Genomic DNA, 18,024 nt, shown 5'->3' with positions numbered 1-18,024 from the left:
ACCAACACCATGACCAACACGATTTCCCGCCGCACGCTGGCGAAGGGTGCCGCCTGGTCGGTGCCGGTTGTCGCCGTCGCCGCTGCCGCCCCGGCCGCCTCCGCCAGCCCCGCCGACTGCATCACCTCGGGCACCCTGACCAACTCGGCTTCAGGCGTCCCGTCTGCAGCCAACTACACCTGCGTGCAGACGGATGAAGGCGGCACCCCCACCGGTACGGCGCTCGGTAACTGGCGGGTTCAGATCAACGTGGCCACGTGCACCGCGGTGCATGCCGGATCGACGCTGAAGTCGGCGCCGGTCATCACCGCCAACGTCATCACCTCCACGACTGCTGGCAACGTGCTGCGCGGGTTCGGGGCGACCCAGGTCACCGGTGGCACCTCCAGCGCTGGCTACAGCGTCGCGGGTCAGGTTGTCTCGCCCGGAACCCGGACGGGCAACCTGAGCATCGGTTCGTTCCCAGTCCCGGCGTCGGGCGGCATTACCACGACCGCCACCGGTACCGGCGCCCTGGAGACCTCGACCACCGCGGGCTCGATTAACATCGCGGCCGGCGACTTCACGGTAATCCTGAACTGGACCGGTGAGGACCCCGACACCGGCGCCCCGAACAGCGGCGTCAACTACATCAAGTGCACCACCGGCACGGCTGCCGCCCCGGCGACGTCGGTCCCGCTGACCCCGGCGATCACCGTTCAGTGATCTTCGGCTAGCGCAACAAAGAGCCCCGCGGCGTGTGCCGCGGGGCTCTTTCATGTGCTGCGCCACCCGGCCCGGCGGCCGCTGCTTCGGCCCGGCGGCCTCCGGTTCTGCAGGGATCGAGGATTCTGGAGCCATCTTTGGCCCTATCGACCTGCGGAACGTGAATAGCTCCGGAACCGGCGCGATCAGTCAGCCTCGGTGAGATCCCGAATACGCTCGTGGTGGTGGATCACCTCGTCGATGATGAACCGCAGGAACTTCTCACTGAACTCCGGATCGAGTCCGGCGTCCTGCGCCAGTCCGCGCAGCCGCGCGATCTGCCGCTCTTCGCGCGCCGGATCGGCCGGCGGCAACTTCTGCTCGGCCTTGTAGGCGCCGACCGCCTGGGTGATCCGGAACCGTTCGGCCAGGATGTGGATCAGCGCCGCATCGATGTTGTCGATGGAGCGTCGGTACCCCGCCAGCACTGCATCGGGGGCCGTGTCTTCCGCAGTCACGGGGCAACCTCCAGGACGGTCATCCGATGCGCGGCCCGGGTGAGCGCGACGTAGGTGACCCTAGCGCCGCCGGCGGACTCCGCGGTGATCGCGGCCGGGTCGACGATGACCGTCGCGTCGTACTCCAGACCCTTGGTCGACATCGGATCGATGAGCACGACCCTGTCGTCCAACCCGGTCACCTCCGCCAACGAGGCGCGGTGGACGTCGGGAGCGATCACCGCGACCGACCCGTCGACCTCCTCCAGCAGCTCCCGGGTGGCCGTGATCACCGCCGCCACAAGAGCCTCCGAGGGCACCGTGCGGCGCACCGGGTAGACCCCCGTTTCGCGTACGGCGTTCGGGATGTCTGCGTCCGGCATCACCGTGCGGATCAACTCGGCAGCGGTGTCGAAGATCTCGCGGGCGTTGCGGTAGTTGGTGTCCATATGGAAGCGCTGACGCGCCTTGGCCCCGAAGGCCTCGTCGCGGGCGGTGGCGGCCTCGGCCGCGTCGTCCCAGGAACTCTGCGCTGCGTCACCCACCACGGTCCAGCTCGCGGTGCGACCACGGCGGCCGAGCATCCGCCACTGCATCGGCGACAGGTCCTGCGCCTCGTCGACCAGGACGTGCGCGTACTCGCCACGCTCACCGATCGTGCCCTGCAGCAGCCGTTCCCTCGCGTCCTGCGGTGTGATCTGGAACGTCGGCGCCACCTGTGCGGACGTACCGCTCACCTCGACCTCGGACACGCCGTACCGGCCGACGTTGTCCAACTCCTCGATCTCGTAGAAGCCGCGTTCCTCCTCCGGCTCGGGCGGGGCGATCCCCAGGCGCGAGGACAGGTCGTCGATCAGGGCGACGTCTGCGACCGACCAGGTGCCAGTGGTCAGCGCGGTCTGTAGCGACGCGCTGAGCAGGCGCTGCTGCTCCGGGTCGAGGACGCCCTGCGCATAGGACGCCAACCGCGACTCGTCGGCCAGCCAGAGCAGAACCTCCCGCGGGTCCAGTGCCGGCCACCACGCCTTGATGAAGGCTTCGACATCGCGGTGCTCCCGGAACCGGTCGAGAAACTCCTCGCGCTCGCCGTCGTGAACCTGCCGCCAGGCCGCCTCGGCCAGCGCGGTCCGAGCCGCGTCCCGGCCCTGGTTGTGCTGGTGGTGGCGCAGGATCTCGGCGCGGATCCGGTGCAGCTGCGGTGGGTCGATACGGATCGGGATACCGCCCACCATGGCTCGCAACGCCGTCGGTGCGGCCGGCGGCAGGTCACGCGCGGCCCGGGACAGGACACGCCGTATCCGCAGGGAACCCTTGATCGCGGCGACCGCCGCCGGGTCCAGACGGACCGCCGTGAGTCCGCCGACCACGTCACCCAGTGACCGCAGGGTCACGCTGTCCTCACCGAGGGAGGGCAGGACACGCTCGATGTAGGCGGTGTAGGCCGCCGACGGTCCGACGACGAGGATGCCGCCGGACTCGTAGCGACGGCGATCGGCGTACAGCAGATAGGCGGCTCGGTGCAGGGCGACCACGGTCTTGCCGGTGCCCGGCCCGCCGGTGATCTCGGTGACACCGCGGCTGGAGGCACGGATCGCCTCGTCCTGGTGGCGTTGGATCGTGGCCACGATGTCGCGCATCCGGGCACCGCGGCTGCGGGTCAGGGCGGCCATCAGCGCACCGTCGCCGACGACGACCATGCCCTCGGGAGCCTCCGGCACCATCAAGTCGTCCTCGATACCGAGGACCGTGGCGTCGCGGCAGCGCAGCACCCGGCGACGCACGACCCCTCCGGTGACACCGGGGTGGCGCGGTAGAACGGCGCCGCCGCCGGCGCCCGCCAGTCGATCACCAACGGCTCGTAGTCGTCATCGCGGACCCCGAGGCGGCCGATGTAGCGCACGTCGGCGTCGTCGAGATCGAGGCGACCGAAGACCAGGCCCTCGTACTGGTGCTCCAACGACTGACGCCGACGACCGGCGTTGAACACCAGGGCGTCGCGTTCGAACAGGCCGGTGATCTCCTCCTCGCGGGCGACGCCGACCCGATCGGTACGGCCGCGAGACAGCCCCTCGACCTCGATCAGCGCCGCCCGGGCGCCGGCCTTGGTCAGCTCGGCGTAGACACGATCGACATGGGCCTGCTCATGCGCCAACTCGGCAGTGAGCTCGGCCGCCGGGTCGGGTGCGGAAGTAGCGCGGACCGCGTCGGACACATCTGGTCCGGTGTGCGGCGCCGACGCGTTGGGTGCAGTCACGAATTGGTTCCCCATCAAGACACGAGCAAGCGAACGGTCAAGTCTAGTCGCCGCGGCCGAGCGGCCGTGCACCAGTTCTGGCAGGTGGCCAGGCAAACAACCGTCATCCGTTGGGTCAGCAATCTCTCAATTCGCCGGCGACGGGGTGGCGCGACGCGACGGTTGTGCCATGATGAGTGCGGCGGACACGTCCGTTGCGAGCCCGGTCCGTGCGTCACCGCGACCCCCTCCGGTAGATCCGCGGGCTCGCGGTGGGTTCCTCCTGGAGGACCTCCCCCTGACTTCCGGGAGGAACCCACCACCCCCTTTTCCGTACGACGACCCGCCACTGCCTGCCCCATTACGCTTGCGCAGTGTGAAGGTTCTCGTGATCGGCAGCGGCGCGCGTGAGCACGCCATCGTGCATTCCCTGACCAGCGATCCCGGCGTCACCGCCGTTGTGTGCGCACCCGGCAACCCGGGAATCGCCGCTGAGGCCCAGGTCGTCGCCCTCGACTCGATGACCGATCCGGCCGCCGTGGTCGCAGTGGCCCGTGCGGCCGGGCCGGACCTGATCGTCATCGGTCCGGAAGCTCCGTTGGTCGCCGGGGTCGCGGATGCTCTTCGCGCAGAGGGGTTTTCAGTCTTCGGCCCGTCGGCTGAGCCCGCGCAGCTGGAAGGCAGTAAGGCCTTCGCCAAGCAGGTGATGGCCGCTGCAGACGTTCCCACCGCTCGCGCTTACGTCTGCACCACCGACGACCAACTGGCAGAGGCGCTGGAAGCCACCGGTGCGCCGTACGTCGTGAAGGACGACGGGCTGGCCGCCGGCAAGGGTGTGGTCGTCACCGACGACCTGCCCACTGCGGTCGCGCATGGACAGGCCTGCATCGCCCAGGGTGGCACCGTGGTGGTCGAGGAATATCTCGACGGTCCCGAGGTGTCGTTGTTCTGCATCAGTGACGGCACGGACGTCGTCCCACTGGTCCCGGCCCAGGACTTCAAACGGATCTTCGACGGTGACGAAGGCCCCAACACCGGGGGATGGGCGCCTACTCGCCCCTGGACTGGGCGCCGGAGGATCTCGTCGAGGACGTGATGCGGCGGGTGGCCCGGCCCACGATCGCTGAGATGAACCGGCGCGGTACGCCGTTCGCGGGCGTGCTGTACATCGGGCTCGCGCTGACCTCGCGCGGGCCGCGAGTGGTCGAGTTCAACGCACGGTTCGGCGATCCCGAAACCCAGGTGGTCCTGGCCCGCCTGGTGACTCCGCTGTCGCAACTGCTGCTCGCCGCGGCCACCGGCACGTTGGGGGAGCAGCCTGAACTGGTCTGGAGCCAGGGCGCCGCGGTGACGGTCGTCGTGGCCGCCGCGGATTATCCCGCGGCGCCCCGCACGGGCGACCCGCTGTCGGTGCCCGCCGACACGCCGGATGCCTACGTACTGCATGCCGGCACACGCAAGACCGCCGACGGACTGGTGTCCGCCGGCGGTCGGGTGCTATCAGTGGTCGGGCTCGGTGACGACGTGGGCTCGGCGCGCCAAGCGGCCTACGCCCTGGTCGACCGCGTCGAACTGGCCGGATCCCAACACCGCACCGACATCGCGCTGCAGGCTGCGAACGGCCAGGTCTCCGTGCCCGGCGTGATCAGCTGAGTGCGTCCTTGGCGTCCTGAGCGGCGCCCTTGAAGTCGCCGTCCTTGAGGTTCTCGCCGGCCTGCTTGGCGTTCGCACCGGACTGGGTCGCCTGACCCTCGGCCTGCTGCTGCTCGTCGCCACGTGCCTTGCCGGTGGCCTCCTGGATCTTGCCCTTGGCCTCTTCGGCGAGGTTCTCCAGGTTGTCCTTCAGTCCCATGACAATCTCCTTGTTCGTTGGTGATCCGTACGCGTCTAACCTCGGTGATGGGTGATCGTCGGGCTACACCCCAACGGGCGATCCGTCGTATTGGGCAGAATGAGCCCATGAGTTCAGCGCCCGAACTGCCTGGCTACCTGCACATCTACTCCGGCAAGGTGCGTGATCTCTACGCACCCGTAGCAAAGGACGGGACGCCACGCGAGGATCACGTTCTGCTCGTCGCCTCCGATCGCATCTCGGCCTACGACTTCGTGCTCGACACGCAGATCCCGGACAAAGGCGCGGTCCTGACGCAGTTGTCGTTGTGGTGGTTCGAGCAGCTGGCCGATCTGGTGCCCAATCACGTCGTATCCACCGACGTGCCGGCGCAGGTCGCCGGGCGGGCGGTGCTGGTCGAGCGGCTGGCGATGGTGCCGGTCGAGTGCGTGGCGCGTGCCTACCTGACCGGCGGCGGGCTGTCGGAGTACCAGGCGACCGGTGCGGTGTCGGGGTTGCCTCTGCCGGCGGGTCTGGTCGACGCCTCGCAACTGCCGGAGCCGATCTTCACCGCATCGACGAAGGCGCCGATGGGTGAGCACGACGAGCCGATCTCCTTCGAGGTCGTCGCCGACAGCGTCGGGCTCAACCTCGCCGATCAAGTGCGTGATCTGACAGTGCGAATCCTGCAGCGCGGCAACGACATTGCTCGCGACCGGGGGATCATCATCGCCGACACCAAGGTGGAGTTCGGTCAGCGTCCGGACGGCACGCTGGTGTTGGCGGACGAGGTCCTCACGCCGGACTCCTCCCGCTTCTGGCCCGCGGCTGCCTGGGAACCCGGCCACCCGCAGGCGTCGTACGACAAGCAGTTCGTCCGGGACTGGCTGACCGGCCCGGACAGCGGTTGGGAGCGCACCGGCGGACAGGCGCCTCCGGCGCTACCCGACGAGGTGGTCGAGAAGACCCGGGCGAAGTACGTCGAGGCGTACGAAACGCTGACCGGCCGCACCTTTTCGGCCTGACGGCTCAACTGCGCACGATGCCGATCAACCGGCCGATCGGAAGGTGGAGCGGAACCCGCCCGTCGCGCACCATCGCGGCCCGGTACTCATCCCAGTCGTCGTGCTCGCCGGCGATCGAGCGGTAGATGTCGACGAGTTCGTCGACGCTGGCATCGTCCGGTGCCTGGGCGACCGGCCACAGCTGCGCCACGGAGTCGAACGCGGCGTACGACCAGCCGTCTCCCATGACCAGGAAGTTCACCCGCGGGTCGCGGGCGATGTTCTTGGCCTTGGCGCGGTCGGCGGTGATCGAGACGCGCAGCAGGTCCCGGTCGCGGTCGTAGTGGTAGGAGACCACCGACTGCTGGGGCCGGCCGTTCTTGCGGATGGTGGCCAGCACGCCGTTGCGGTGGGCGGCGATCAGATCGCGCAGCGCGTCGTCGGTCATGACGTCATCTGCCGGCCAGGTCGAGCAGTTCGGCGTACATATCCTCGGCGCGACCGATAGCCACGGACAGGTGGCCGTCGCCGGGGAGCAGATGCGCGATGACCCCGGGGACGTTGGCGCTGAGCCATTCACCGTGCGCGAAAGGCACCATGAGGTCGTCGGTGCCCTGCCAGAGGCTGACCGGCACTCGCACATCGGCTAGGTCGAACCCCCAGGGCGCCACGAACGCCAGGTCGTCGTCGATCCAGCCGTCGGCGCTGCGCCGCAGGGCCTCGCGGAAGTTGGCGGCCATGTCCTGTCCGAATTCATCGGTGAGGACGGCCAGGTCGGCCGGTGGCAGCAGGCTGGCCAGGCTCGTGCCGATGGCCTCCGGATCGGCGTCCTTGAGGTGCTCGCGTGCCGCATCCAGGTAGGTCCGCAGCGGGCCCTCACCCTCGATGGCCGCACCGAACTCGTCCACGTTGTCCTCGCCCATCCCGGCGAGGAAGTCCAGGTCCGGGGCGTCGTACGGCGCGACACCGGCGATCAGCAGGGCCGCCTTCGCGTGCGGCAGGTGGGCGGCGCAGGCCAGGGCGTGCGGTCCACCGCCGGACCATCCGGCGACGACGCACTCGGCGACGCCGAGGTTCTCCAGGACAGCGGCGGTGTCGGCGACCACATCCACGACCCGGCGGCCGGCGTGCCGGTCCGAACCGCCGTAACCGGCCCGCGAGGTGGTGATCACCCGCAGGCCGTTCTCGTGGGCGACCTCCTCCAGGGCGCGGATCGGTGTGACCGAACCGGGTGTGCCGTGGTGGAAGAACAGGGGGTAGCCGGTGTCGGGTCCACTGATGCGTACGTCGAGGGCTCGCCCGTCAGGAAGAGTGATCTGGTCCACGTTCGCATCCTTGCGTGACTTCAGCGCACCCGCCACTGCCCGGGATCGGGCGGCTCGGGCGATTGCTGGGCATCGGATGCGGTGAACGGGCGGGCACTCGCGGCCAGTTTGGCGACCTGTGCCGGTCCGAGGACGCCGGTCGGGACGGGCGCCGAGGCCGAACGCCGTTGCAATTCAGACAGATTCATGGCCCCGGCCACAAGCACCAGGTTGCCGTAGCGCCGCCGCTTGAGCGTGTCCTTGGTGCTCAGGATCGCTAACTGACCGAAGGCTGTCGCCGCCGCGGCCAGCACCCGGGTCAGGTATCGCCAGTTCGGTTCGTCGGCCAGGTTCATCGCCAGCGACGGTGCCTTGTCGGCGGCATCGGCGAAGAACCCGGTCGTCGTGAGTCCCGCCGGCACCCGGCCCGCGGCGAACGCGTCGACGACGATGAGGTCGGCGCTGGCCGGTTTCAGCTGTGCGATGCCGGCCTCGCCCGTGCTCGGGCGGACCCTGATCCGGTGTCCGCGGGGCAGCGGCAGGTGAGTGCGCACCTGTTCGGTGAGTGCCGCGTCGGGTTCGAGGACGATCTGCGGCGAACCCGGCCGGGTGTGCTGCACGTACCGCGGCAGCGTCAGACCCGCGCCTCCGACATGCGTCACCCGTAGCGGGCCTGCGGGTCGGGTGTCGACGACGATGCCCAGTTGCTGTTGGTATTCGAAGGCGAGGAACCCAGGGTCGTCCGGGTCGACGTACGACTGGGGATGACCGTCCAGCAGGACGGTCACTCCGCCCCGCTCGTCGGTCTCGAACTGCGCCACGCTGGCCAGCGTAGGTGCATCTGCGACGATGAACCGGTGAGTCCCGCCCGCCGCAAGATCGAGCCGACCACGGGGCGTACGGCGCTCGCGGCCTGGGCGGGGGCGCGCGCGACCGGTCCACGGTGGCGACCGCGGTGCGCTACTCCCTGGAGGAGCTCGGGCTGGTCGCGCCGGGCCGCTCGGTGGAAGTGCGCGTACCGCCGTACGGCGCGGTGCAGGTGATCGCCGGGCAGGTGCACCGCCGCGGGACGCCGCCCAACGTCGTCGAGATGTCAGCCGACGTCTGGCTGGCGTTGGTCGTGGGCGACCTCGCGTGGGACGACGCCCTGTCGTCGGGGACGGTCAGTGCCTCCGGCGGCCGCTCGGACCTAACCCCCTACCTTCCGCTGATGAGGAGTTCCCGATGAGAGTCGGCATCACCATCCTGACCGACGAGCCGTGGTCGACGACCCGTTCCCGCTGGCAACGAGCGGAGCAGCTCGGGTTCGATCATGCGTGGACCTACGACCACCTGGTGTGGGAAGGCCTGCGCGAATCCGATTGGTACGGCGCGATGCCCGTGCTGTCCGCCGCAGCCGCGGTGACCTCGCGCATCGGCCTCGGACTGCACGTGACCTCACCCAATTTCCGGCACCCGGCGGCCTTCATCCGGGAGGTCCTGGCCGTCGATGACATCAGCGACGGGCGGTTCCTGATCGGCGCGGGGTCGGCGGCAACCTGGACGCCCGCACCCTGGGCGTGGACCTGCCGTTGAAGGAGCGGGTTGCGCGCTTCGATGAGTTCTCGCGGTTGCTGCGCCGGCTGCTGGACGAGGACCACGTGTCCTTCGACGGCATGTATTTCACCGCAGTCGATGCCCGCACCCGACCGGGCGCCTCGCGGGTGCCGTTGCTGATCGCGGCGAACGCACCGCGCAACCTGCGACTGGCTGCGCAGATCGGTGACGGCTGGGTGACCTACGGCAAGAAGTCCGAGCAGGACGAAGACTGGTGGCGCAGCGTCGCCGAGTTGTCCTCGCAGCTGGACGACCTCGGCGTCGGGCCGGACTTCCAACGGCACCTGAGTGTCGACATCCAGCGGTACGCCCTGACCAGTGTCGCCTACTTCGAAGAGGTGCTGGGCCGGGCCGGTGATCTGGGGTTCACCGACGTCGTGACGCACTGGCCGCGGGCGGACGGTCCCTACGCCGGGTCCGAGGACGTCCTCGACGCGGTTGCGGCGCAAATCCTCTCGCGCGCTGAGCCCATCTGACCAGCAGCGACAATCTCGGCTTCTCCGGTGTGCTCCGGCACATTCGTCCGGAGAAGCAGCGATTGCCGGCTCGGATCAGCCGGTGTTGCGTAGCCCGGTCGCCACTCCGTTGATCGACAGCAGCAACGCCTGGGTGAGATCCGGCGTCATCGAGTCCGGGTCCTTGCGGGCCCGGGCCAGCAGGTCGACCTGCGCGTAGGACAGTGGGTGCAGGTAGATGTCGCGGACCTCGAAGGTGCGCTTCAGGCTGGGCTGCGCGTCGAGTAGTTCGGACTCGCCGGTGAGGTTGAGAACCTCGGCCACGGTGAGGTCGAATTCGGTCTTCACTTTCTCGAAGACGCCCCGAAGCTCCTGCGGCACAAGCGTGTGCACGTAATGCGCCGCGATGTCCATATCGGTCTTCGCCAAGGTCATCTCCACGTTGGAGATGAACGTCTTGAAGAAGTGCCATTCGGCGAGCATCTCGCGCAGGACATCCTCGTGGCCGGCGTCGCGAGCCGCCTTGAGGCCTGACCCCACGCCGTACCAACCGGGCACGATCTGGCGGGACTGGGTCCAGCCGAACACCCACGGGATGGCCCGCAGACCGGAGATGTCCCCGCCCGAGTCGGGTCGGCGCGACGGTCGTGAACCGATGTTCAACTCGCCCAGCTGCTCGACCGGAGTCGACGCCAGGAAGTACGCGAACAGGTTGGGATCTTCGACCAGCCCGCGGTAGGCGGCGTAGGCGGCGTCGCTGACCGAGGTCATCAACTCGTCCCACTCGTCCAATTGGCCTGGCTTGTGGCGGGATTCGAGGTGCAACACCGAGGCGGCCAGCACCGCGGCGACGTCGAGTTCGAGGTTCTCCAGTGCCAGCGTCGGCAGCGAGTACTTGTCGGAGATGACCTCACCCTGCTCGGTGAATTTGATGTCACCCTTCAGCGTGCCGTAGGGCTGGGCGAGGATCGCGTCGTACGTCGGACCACCGCCACGCCCGACCGTGCCGCCCCGGCCGTGGAAGAGCCGCAATTTCACGCCGTGCTTCTCTGCCACGTCGCGCAGCGCGCGCTGCCCGCGGTGCAACTCCCACTGCGAGGTGGTGATGCCGCCCTCCTTGTTGGAGTCGGAGTAGCCGAGCATGACCTCCTGCAGGTTGCCGCGCAGCTCGACCAGCTTGCGATAGCCCGGGTCGGACAGCAGTTTGTCTAGGACCGGTCCGGCGAGGCGGATCTCCTCGACGGTCTCCAGCAGTGGCGCAAAGTCCAGGCGGGAGAAGGGTTCTCGGTCCGGCCCCCGACCAGGTCGACCAGTCCGGCCTGGCGGGCGAGCACGATCGGGGCAAGCAGGTCGTCGGCCTTTTGAGTCATCGACACGATGTAGGTCTCGATGACCTCCGGTCCGAACGTGCCCTGGAGCTCCTTGATCGCCTCGAAGGTGCCGTAGGTGCGGGCGCCCCACTCGTCCAACGGCGGCGGGGTAGGCGCCAGCGGGCGGGCCGCCAACAACTCGTCGGCCAGCAACCGGAACCTGCTGTCCCGGTCCAGGTCGGCGTACGGTGCCGCTTGCTCGCCGAGCCGGTCGACCAGCAGTCCGACGGCGTGGTGGTGGGCTTCGGCGTGCTCACGGACATCGAGCGAGGCCAGGTGCAGACCGACCTGACTGATCGCCCGAGTCGCTTCTGCCACAAGCTGATCCGCGATCAGCTCACCGCCGCCCGCGCGCAACGATTCGTCGATCAGCCGGAGGTCGGCGAGGATCTCGGCGCGGTCGGCATAGTCGTGGCCGGGCACGTGCGCGGTGCCTTCGGCGATGCGTTGGGCGGTGTGCCGCACCTTCAACTGCATCGCGGTGACCTTGAGGCGGTACGGCTCGTTGGCGTTGACCACCAGAACCCGCGGGTCCAGGTCGGGCAGGTTGGCCTTGTCCTGCTCGAGAGAGTCGAGCAACTCCTGGCTGACGTCGGCGTGATCGATCGACAGCGACAACTCCCGGACCAGCACCCGCAGTTGCCGCTGGATCATTTCCGTTGCGACGGTGTTGTGCAGGCGCAGGACGTCGAGGGTCACCGCGGGCGTCACGTTGGGGTTGCCGTCCCGGTCACCGCCGATCCACGATCCGAAACGTAGCGGCAGCTGCTCCGGTGGAAGCGACACGTCGTGCTCTGCCAGGAGGTCGGCCAGCTCGCGTCCGAGCGCGGGCAGCGCATCGGTCAGGATGCCCTGCAGGAAATAGATCATGTGCCGTGCTTCGTCGACCGGTGTCGGCCGGTTGCGGCGCACGATGTCGGTCTGCCACAACAAATCGATCAACTGTGCAAGCTCGCGGTCGTCACCGGCGAGTGCGCGACTGCCTTCCGGGTGATCACGGTGCAGCACGTCGGCGACCCTGCGCAGCTTGGTCAATGTCGAGCGGCGGCTGGCCTCGGTGGGGTGCGCGGTGAAAACACTGCGCACGTCCAGGCTGCTGACGCCTTCCACGAGTTGGTCGACGCCCTGCTCCTCGACGATCGCAGCGACCGCGCGGGCCAACCAGCCGTCCTCCGGCGGCCGGGACTCGATGTCGCGTTCGCGGGCCACCTGCTCAGCCATGTTGGCCAGGCTGAAGTAGACCGAGAACGCCCGGACCATCTTGTTGACGCTCGCATCCGGCTGCTCGGCGAGGATTTCCTGCACCTTCGCGACCGCTTCCTGGCGAGCTTCGGCGCCGCCGGATTCGCGCGCCCGCTTGGCCCATCGACGTACCAACTCGACCAGCGCCAAGGCGTCATCGCCCTCCTGGCGGGCGATGCTCTGCCCCAGCAGGTTGGTCACTCGACGTACGTCGCGCCGCAGCTTCTCGTCGATCACCTGGTCGTTCTCGAGGTTGTCGACGTCGTCGTCGGGCGCTTGGCTGAGGGCTGGGGCGTCGGTCATCGGGCCTCCTGCTGGGCGTGGGAATCGCAGGCTCCATTGCCTTGCCTGCCGACACCCTACTTGTCCGGCCGGGGCCGCGGCCCTCCTCGTCTCAGCCGGTGACCTACCTCTCAGGTGGTCAGCGCGGGGCTCTCGTTGGACAGTCGGTCCAGGGCGCTCACGGCGTACGTCGCGCCGGGCACGGGAGCCGGATCGGTCCAGTGAGTGACCCATCCGCCCGAGCGGACCGTGGCGACGAGGTTACGGGCGTCGGCCAGGTCCGCGGAGGTGACGCGTCGGCCGGCAACGCGATACACGGCGTACGTCGCGCTGTCACCTGACCCCGCCAGCCAGGTCAGGTGCCCCGCGTGCACGCGCAGATCGCGGATCGGGCGAGGAGCGCGGCGCGTCAGCCACGGGGTGGCCGGGGTCAGGGCGGCCCGTGAATACCACTGTTGGTTGAGCAAGGTGGTCGCGCCGAGTGCGTCGGCGCGCACGCTCTTGGCAGAGAAGTAGATGTTGCCCTCGACCTGCGGGTACCGGGTGTTGAACTGCAGGTGGGAGCTGAGTTCGCCAGGGTCGTTCCAGTGCGGATCGGCGTTGGCGGCGACCTTGTAGGTGGCCTGTCCGATGTAGAGGTGGGTGCGGCTGTGCTGGGTCAGATCGGCCCACCACTGGGTCACCTTCGCGTAGTCCGCGGCAGTAAAACCGATCGACCAATACACCTGCGGCACAATGTAATCCACGATCTCTTGTAACACCCACATGCGGGTGTCGGCGTAAAGATCGTCGTAGGTTTGCGCGCCCGCCGTGGTGTCCGAACCCAGCGGATCGGTGGCCTTGTTGCGCCAGATGGCGAAGGGGGAGACGCCGAACTGCACCCACGGCTTGGCCCGTTTGATGGCCTTGTTCAGACCGATGACCAGGTCGTTGATGTTGGATCGGCGCCAGTCGGCCAGGGACCTTCCGCCACCGTATTCGGCGAACTGCGCCTCGTCGTGGAAGGTCTGGCCGGCCACCGGGTAGGGGTAGAAGTAGTCGTCGAAGTGCACACCGTCGATGTCGTAGCGGCGGACGGCGTCCATGATCGCGTCGATGCAGAATCTGCGAACCTGCGGGATGCCCGGGTTGTAGTAGAGCTTGCCGCCGTAGGGGATGGTCCATTCCGGATGCTGTCGCGCCGGGTGACTCGGGATGAGTGTGCTCGGGTCCTCGGTCATCGCGACCCGGAACGGGTTGAACCAGGCGTGCAACTCGAGGTTGCGTGCGTGAGCCTGCTCCACCGCGAACTTCAGCGGATCCCATCCCGGGTTCTGGCCCTGGGTGCCGGTCAGCCACGCCGACCACGGTTCGTACCGCGACGGCCAGAACGCATCGGCCGTGGGCCGGACCTGCAGGATGACCGCGTTGTGCCGCTGCTGCTGGGCCAGGTCGAGCCATGCGGTCAGTTCCGCCTGCTGTTGGTCTTTGGTGAGGCCCGTCGTCGATGGCCAGTCGATGTTGGCGACGGTCGCGATCCAGTACGCCCGGAAGTCTCGCTTCGGCGTGTGTGGATCGGTGGCGACGGTGCCGGGTTTCGGTTGCGGGATCAGGCGCTGACGGTGCGGAGCGTGCGTGGCCTCAGCGGGGCTGATGCCGGTCGTGGCGGCGGTGGCTGCGGCGACGGCAGCGGTTGTGATGGCAGTGCGACGGGTCAGGTCCATGGCTTCCTCCGGTGTGAGTGGTCCCTCTCACACCGAAGCAAGTTATCGCCGCGCCATGTGCTGATCGCGGCAGCTATTTTCTCGGCTGCCCGATTTGCGGTAACAGTTTCCTTTGCTCAGCCGGCCCACGGGCGGAAACCGGCGGCGCTCGCGGACTGCTCGTCGGCGAAATAGACCTCTGCCTCCGTGTCGGCGTACGCCGCGTGGTCCGGGCCGATGAACCGCATCGTGTCGCCGTTGCCCTTGACCCATCCCTCGGGCCCAGAACCGTCGTCGGCCGGCATGACGCTGCTGGCCCCGAACGGGCCGGGCTCGAAACCATCAGGCGCCGCCGCGGGCGGTGCCGGTGTTGCGGTCGCAGCCGGTTGCTGCGCGGTATCAGCCGTCTCCGACGGGAGGTCGTCCAGCGGAAGCGGTGGGGTCGACCAGTCATCGCCGCTGCTGGTCGCGGCGGGGGTCTCAGGTGTGGGGGTTGCCGCCGGTTCGGGTTCGGTTGCCGGCGCGCTCTCGGCAGGCGTAGCGGTGTCGTCGAGGGCCGGGTTGTCGTCCAGTGGCGGGGGTGGGGTGCCCCAGTCGTCGCCGCTGCTGGTCGCGGCGGGGGTCTTGGGCGCGGGTGTTGCCGCCGGTTCGGGCTCGGTTGCCGGCGCGCTCTCGGCAGGCGTAGCGGTGTCGTCGATGGCCGGGTTGTCGTCCAGTGGCGGGGGTGGGGTGCCCCAGTCGTCGCCGCTGCTGGTCGCGGCGGGGGTCTTGGGCGCGGGTGTTGCCGCCGGTTCGGGTTCGGTTGCCGGCGCGCTTTCGGCAGGCGCGGCGGTGTCGTCGAGGGCGGGTGGTGGTGCGTCCCAGTCGTCGCCGGAGGCGGCGGTGGTGGGTGCGGGGGTTGCGGGTTTGTCGTCGACGGGAGGCGGTGGTGCGTCCCAGTCGTCAGTGGTGGCGGCTGCCGGGGCGGAGTCGACTGCCGGTGGCGGTGCATCCCAGTCGTCGGCCGCGGGGACCGGTGCCGGTTCGGCATCCCAGTCGTCGCCGGAGCTGTCGGTGGTGGGTCCGGGGGTTGCGGGTTTGTCGTCGACGGGAGGCGGTGGTGCGTCCCAGTCGTCAGTGGTGGCGGCTGCCGGGGCGGTGTCTACTGCCGGTGGCGGTGCATCCCAGTCGTCAGTGGTGGCGGCTGCCGGGGCGGAGTCGACTGCCGGTGGCGGTGCGTCCCAGTCGTCAGTGGTGGCGGCTGCCGGGGCGGAATCGACTGCCGGTGGCGGTGCATCCCAGTCGTCGGCCGCGGGGACCGGTGCCGGTTCGGCATCCCAGTCGTCCGCCGCGGGGGCGGGCGCGGGTTCGGTCTGTGCAACGGGGGCTGCTGCTGCGGCGGGCTTTTCGACCTCCGCCTTCGGCTCGGCGGCCTTCGCTTCCGGGGCAGGCGCGACAGCTTCGACCTCAGTTGCAGCGACTTCTTCCGCGACGGCAGGTGCTTCTTCGATACCGATCTTGTTCTCGGCATCAACACCGTGAATGCCGACGGAGCCACCCTTGCCCTTCTTCGGATCGCGCATGAGGGCATAGAGCACGAGCGCGAGCACCACGATGATGAGCGCGAGGACGATCCACTTCACGAGAGTCACCTTCTACTGCGGCGGCCAGATCTGCCGCCAACCCTAGTAGGAACGGGTCGCGGGCCTCACCGACTCGGGGCCTCGCACAGGGTCGACTGTCCCTGTATTGCAGGCGTACGGCGGTCGCGGGATCGCCGCGTGGGTCGACTGTCCCTGTATTGCAGGCGTACGGCGGTCGCGGGATCGCCGCGTGGGTCGACTGTCCCTGTATTGCAGGCGTACGGCGGTCGCGGGCTCGCCGCGTGGGTCGAGTGTCCCTGTATTGCGGGGTGGGTCCAGCTGCGGCTCAGCGGTGCGCCCACCAGTCGGCCAGAACGGCTGCGACCCCGCCGAGCAAGGCGCCCAAGGAGCCGAAGACGACCGCAAGGTAGCCGATCGCCGACCAGTCCGTGTAGTCACCGCTGTCACCTGAGGCGCCGACGATCGCGCCGAGGATGATCCCGATCACGGCACCGGTCACCAGGAACGCGACGATATTCGGCGACCGGTAGACCTTGCGACGCTGCGGTGCGGTGTTCACCCCGACAACGCTAGGCGCTCGCGCGCGAGGCGACCAATCGGCGTACGTCGATCGGGCGTCTGGCCGACGTCACACGCCAGACGGCGCGAACCACGGTTGAAACGTGAGAAAATGGGGTAGTGGCGCGTGGTGACGGCAAACTGACGCACGATCTGATCCCCGGCGAGAAGGGCCCGCAGGATGCTTGCGGGGTCTTCGGAGTCTGGGCACCTGGCGAGGATGTCGCCAAACTGACCTACTTCGGCCTCTATGCCTTGCAGCACCGCGGGCAGGAATCGGCCGGCATCGCGACCAGCGACGGGCACAGCATCCTGGTCTACAAGGACATGGGTCTGGTCTCGCAGGTCTTCGACGAGTCGGCGTTGAGCTCGATGAAGGGCCATCTGGCCATCGGGCACACCCGTTATTCCACGACCGGCGGGAGCACCTGGGAGAACGCCCAGCCCACGCTCGGCGGCTCCGATCAGGGCACCGTTGCGCTGGCTCACAACGGCAACCTGATCAACACGGTCGAGTTGCGCGACATGGTCGACGAGTCGCACGTCGGCCGGGAGATCCGCGGTGAATTAGCCCGCGGCAACACCTCCGACACCGCCCTGGTGACCACTCTGCTGGCTGCCGACCCGGATCGCAGCCTCGAAGACGCCGCGCTGGAACTCCTGCCCAAGCTGCGTGGCGCGTTCTGCTTCGTCTTCATGAACGAGCGAACCCTGTACGCCGCGCGCGACCCCTACGGTGTGCGTCCCCTGGCGCTTGGCCGGCTCGAGCGGGGCTGGGTCGTCGCCTCCGAGACCGCCGCGCTGCAGACCATCGGAGCCAGCGTCATCCGCGAGGTCGAGCCGGGCGAGCTGATCGCCATCGACGAGAACGGTCTGCGCAGCCACAAGTTCGCTGAGCCCACCCCCAAGGGGTGCGTCTTCGAATACGTCTATCTGGCAAGGCCGGACGCCGTTATCCGCGGTCGGGTGGTGCACGAGGCGCGGGTCGAAATGGGCCGGGAGTTGGCGCGCGAGCACCCGGTAGAGGCGGACCTGGTCATCGGCGTTCCCGAGTCCGGTGTCCCCGCGGCGACCGGTTACGCGCAGGAGTCCGGTATCCCCTTCGGCCAAGGGTTCGTCAAGAACGCCTACGTCGGCCGCACCTTCATCCAGCCCTCCCAGACGCTGCGCCAACTGGGTATCCGGCTCAAGCTGAACCCGCTGGAGCACACCATCCGCGGCAAGCGGGTCGTGGTCATCGATGACTCCATCGTGCGCGGCAACACCCAGCGGGCCCAGGTGCGGATGCTGCGCGAGGCCGGTGCCAAGGAGGTGCACGTGCGCATCTCGAGCCCGCCGGTGCGCTGGCCCTGCTTCTACGGCATCGACTTTGCGACTCGTGCCGAGTTGATCGCGAACGGCCTTGGCGTGGAAGAGATCCGGGCTTCCATCGGCGCAGACTCGTTGGGCTACATCTCCGAGGAGGGGATGATCGCGGCCACCGAGCAGCCAGCGTCGCAGCTGTGCTCGGCGTGCTTCACCGGCGAGTACCCGATCACGCTGCCCGAGGACGGTCTGATCGGCAAGCACGTGTTGGAGACGCTGCCCATCGAGGTGCGCACCGGGCACGACCAGTCCATCGACTACACGGTCGATGCTGATGGCGTCCCGCTCGGCGTGTCAGCCGGGGGCGAAGGCGCCCTGTTGCATCCGTAGGCTGCCAG

At 68.7% G+C, this 18,024-nt stretch carries 18 protein-coding genes and 1 pseudogene; 7 read left to right on the top strand and 12 right to left on the bottom strand.

Features of this window, described 5'->3' with window-relative positions; translation table 11 throughout:
* Positions 1-9: 9 nt before the first annotated feature.
* The gene (locus tag ACFQBT_RS16805; protein ID WP_377824449.1) at positions 10-705 is read left to right on the top strand and encodes a DUF6801 domain-containing protein; all 696 of its coding nucleotides are present in this window, start codon (positions 10-12) and stop codon (positions 703-705) included.
* A 185-nt stretch (positions 706-890) separates the two neighbouring features.
* Here ACFQBT_RS16805 and ACFQBT_RS16800 read toward each other — a convergent pair whose 3' ends face one another.
* From ACFQBT_RS16800 to ACFQBT_RS16790, 3 genes are read right to left on the bottom strand one after another with little or no spacing between them, the layout of a single operon-like run.
* The gene (locus ACFQBT_RS16800) at positions 891-1,202 is read right to left on the bottom strand and encodes a chorismate mutase (RefSeq protein WP_377824447.1); all 312 of its coding nucleotides are present in this window, start codon (positions 1,200-1,202) and stop codon (positions 891-893) included.
* Positions 1,199-2,962 (bottom strand): HelD family protein, encoded by a 1,764-nt coding sequence (locus ACFQBT_RS16795; RefSeq protein ID WP_377824445.1) that lies wholly within the window; start codon positions 2,960-2,962, stop codon positions 1,199-1,201. The genes ACFQBT_RS16800 and ACFQBT_RS16795 overlap by 4 nt, the downstream gene beginning before the upstream one ends.
* Positions 2,902-3,435, bottom strand: a complete 534-nt coding sequence (locus ACFQBT_RS16790; RefSeq protein ID WP_377824443.1) for a hypothetical protein — start codon at positions 3,433-3,435, stop codon at positions 2,902-2,904. The genes ACFQBT_RS16795 and ACFQBT_RS16790 overlap by 61 nt, the downstream gene beginning before the upstream one ends.
* 355 nt (positions 3,436-3,790) lie before the next feature.
* Here ACFQBT_RS16790 and purD point away from each other — a divergent pair.
* Positions 3,791-5,067, top strand: a pseudogene (gene purD, locus ACFQBT_RS16785) (phosphoribosylamine--glycine ligase).
* On the opposite strand, the gene ACFQBT_RS16780 reads toward purD, so the two are convergent.
* Positions 5,060-5,266 carry a CsbD family protein gene (locus tag ACFQBT_RS16780; RefSeq protein WP_377824441.1) on the bottom strand — a complete coding sequence of 69 codons (207 nt, stop codon included), beginning with the start codon at positions 5,264-5,266 and terminating at the stop codon, positions 5,060-5,062. The pseudogene purD and the gene ACFQBT_RS16780 overlap by 8 nt on opposite strands.
* Positions 5,267-5,373: 107 nt before the next feature.
* Between ACFQBT_RS16780 and ACFQBT_RS16775 the strand changes: the two genes are divergently transcribed.
* The gene (locus tag ACFQBT_RS16775; RefSeq protein ID WP_377824439.1) at positions 5,374-6,270 is read left to right on the top strand and encodes a phosphoribosylaminoimidazolesuccinocarboxamide synthase; all 897 of its coding nucleotides are present in this window, start codon (positions 5,374-5,376) and stop codon (positions 6,268-6,270) included.
* Between the two features lie 4 nt (positions 6,271-6,274).
* Here ACFQBT_RS16775 and ACFQBT_RS16770 read toward each other — a convergent pair whose 3' ends face one another.
* The 3 genes from ACFQBT_RS16770 to ACFQBT_RS16760 are packed head-to-tail and all read right to left on the bottom strand — an operon-like array spanning position 6,275 to position 8,374.
* Positions 6,275-6,697, bottom strand: a complete 423-nt coding sequence (locus ACFQBT_RS16770; protein ID WP_377824437.1) for a PPOX class F420-dependent oxidoreductase — start codon at positions 6,695-6,697, stop codon at positions 6,275-6,277.
* A gap of 4 nt (positions 6,698-6,701) precedes the next feature.
* Entirely contained in the window at positions 6,702-7,574 is an 873-nt protein-coding gene (locus ACFQBT_RS16765; RefSeq protein WP_377824435.1) for an alpha/beta fold hydrolase, read from the bottom strand.
* Between the two features lie 20 nt (positions 7,575-7,594).
* Positions 7,595-8,374, bottom strand: a complete 780-nt coding sequence (locus tag ACFQBT_RS16760) for a spermidine synthase (protein ID WP_377824433.1) — start codon at positions 8,372-8,374, stop codon at positions 7,595-7,597.
* Positions 8,375-8,496: 122 nt separating this feature from the next.
* On the opposite strand from ACFQBT_RS16760, the gene ACFQBT_RS16755 reads away from it, so the two are divergent.
* From ACFQBT_RS16755 to ACFQBT_RS16745, 3 genes are read left to right on the top strand one after another with little or no spacing between them, the layout of a single operon-like run.
* Positions 8,497-8,781: a sterol carrier family protein gene (locus ACFQBT_RS16755; RefSeq protein ID WP_377824432.1), complete on the top strand. Its 285-nt coding sequence runs from the start codon at positions 8,497-8,499 to the stop codon at positions 8,779-8,781.
* Positions 8,778-9,128 carry an LLM class flavin-dependent oxidoreductase gene (locus ACFQBT_RS16750; RefSeq protein ID WP_377824430.1) on the top strand — a complete coding sequence of 117 codons (351 nt, stop codon included), beginning with the start codon at positions 8,778-8,780 and terminating at the stop codon, positions 9,126-9,128. Before ACFQBT_RS16755 ends, ACFQBT_RS16750 begins: the two co-directional genes overlap by 4 nt.
* A complete protein-coding gene (locus ACFQBT_RS16745) occupies positions 9,113-9,625 on the top strand; it encodes an LLM class flavin-dependent oxidoreductase (protein ID WP_377824428.1) in 513 nt (170 codons plus the stop codon). Before ACFQBT_RS16750 ends, ACFQBT_RS16745 begins: the two co-directional genes overlap by 16 nt.
* Before the next feature lie 75 nt (positions 9,626-9,700).
* Here the strand turns inward: ACFQBT_RS16745 and ACFQBT_RS16740 are convergent, their stop codons facing one another.
* The 5 genes from ACFQBT_RS16740 to ACFQBT_RS16720 form a co-directional block, all read right to left on the bottom strand.
* On the bottom strand, positions 9,701-10,837 hold the full coding sequence (locus tag ACFQBT_RS16740; protein WP_377825537.1) for a phosphoenolpyruvate carboxylase: 1,137 nt from the start codon (positions 10,835-10,837) through the stop codon (positions 9,701-9,703).
* The gene (locus tag ACFQBT_RS16735; RefSeq protein ID WP_377824426.1) at positions 10,813-12,519 is read right to left on the bottom strand and encodes a phosphoenolpyruvate carboxylase; all 1,707 of its coding nucleotides are present in this window, start codon (positions 12,517-12,519) and stop codon (positions 10,813-10,815) included. Before ACFQBT_RS16735 ends, ACFQBT_RS16740 begins: the two co-directional genes overlap by 25 nt.
* A 110-nt stretch (positions 12,520-12,629) precedes the next feature.
* Positions 12,630-14,201, bottom strand: a complete 1,572-nt coding sequence (locus ACFQBT_RS16730) for a glycoside hydrolase family 10-like protein (RefSeq protein WP_377824424.1) — start codon at positions 14,199-14,201, stop codon at positions 12,630-12,632.
* A gap of 116 nt (positions 14,202-14,317) precedes the next feature.
* Entirely contained in the window at positions 14,318-15,802 is a 1,485-nt protein-coding gene (locus tag ACFQBT_RS16725) for a FeoB-associated Cys-rich membrane protein (protein WP_377824422.1), read from the bottom strand.
* 286 nt (positions 15,803-16,088) lie between these two features.
* Positions 16,089-16,322 (bottom strand): hypothetical protein, encoded by a 234-nt coding sequence (locus ACFQBT_RS16720; protein ID WP_377824420.1) that lies wholly within the window; start codon positions 16,320-16,322, stop codon positions 16,089-16,091.
* A 119-nt stretch (positions 16,323-16,441) separates the two neighbouring features.
* Here ACFQBT_RS16720 and purF point away from each other — a divergent pair, with 119 nt between their 5' ends.
* A complete protein-coding gene (gene purF, locus ACFQBT_RS16715) occupies positions 16,442-18,016 on the top strand; it encodes an amidophosphoribosyltransferase (protein ID WP_377824419.1) in 1,575 nt (524 codons plus the stop codon).
* Positions 18,017-18,024 lie beyond the last annotated feature (8 nt).

The organism is Branchiibius cervicis (assembly GCF_042661605.1).
Taxonomy (GTDB): Bacteria; Actinomycetota; Actinomycetes; order Actinomycetales; family Dermatophilaceae; genus Branchiibius; species Branchiibius cervicis.
The sequence above is the reverse complement of the archived record's forward strand: the minus strand, read 5'-3'. Positions and strand labels throughout refer to the sequence as shown.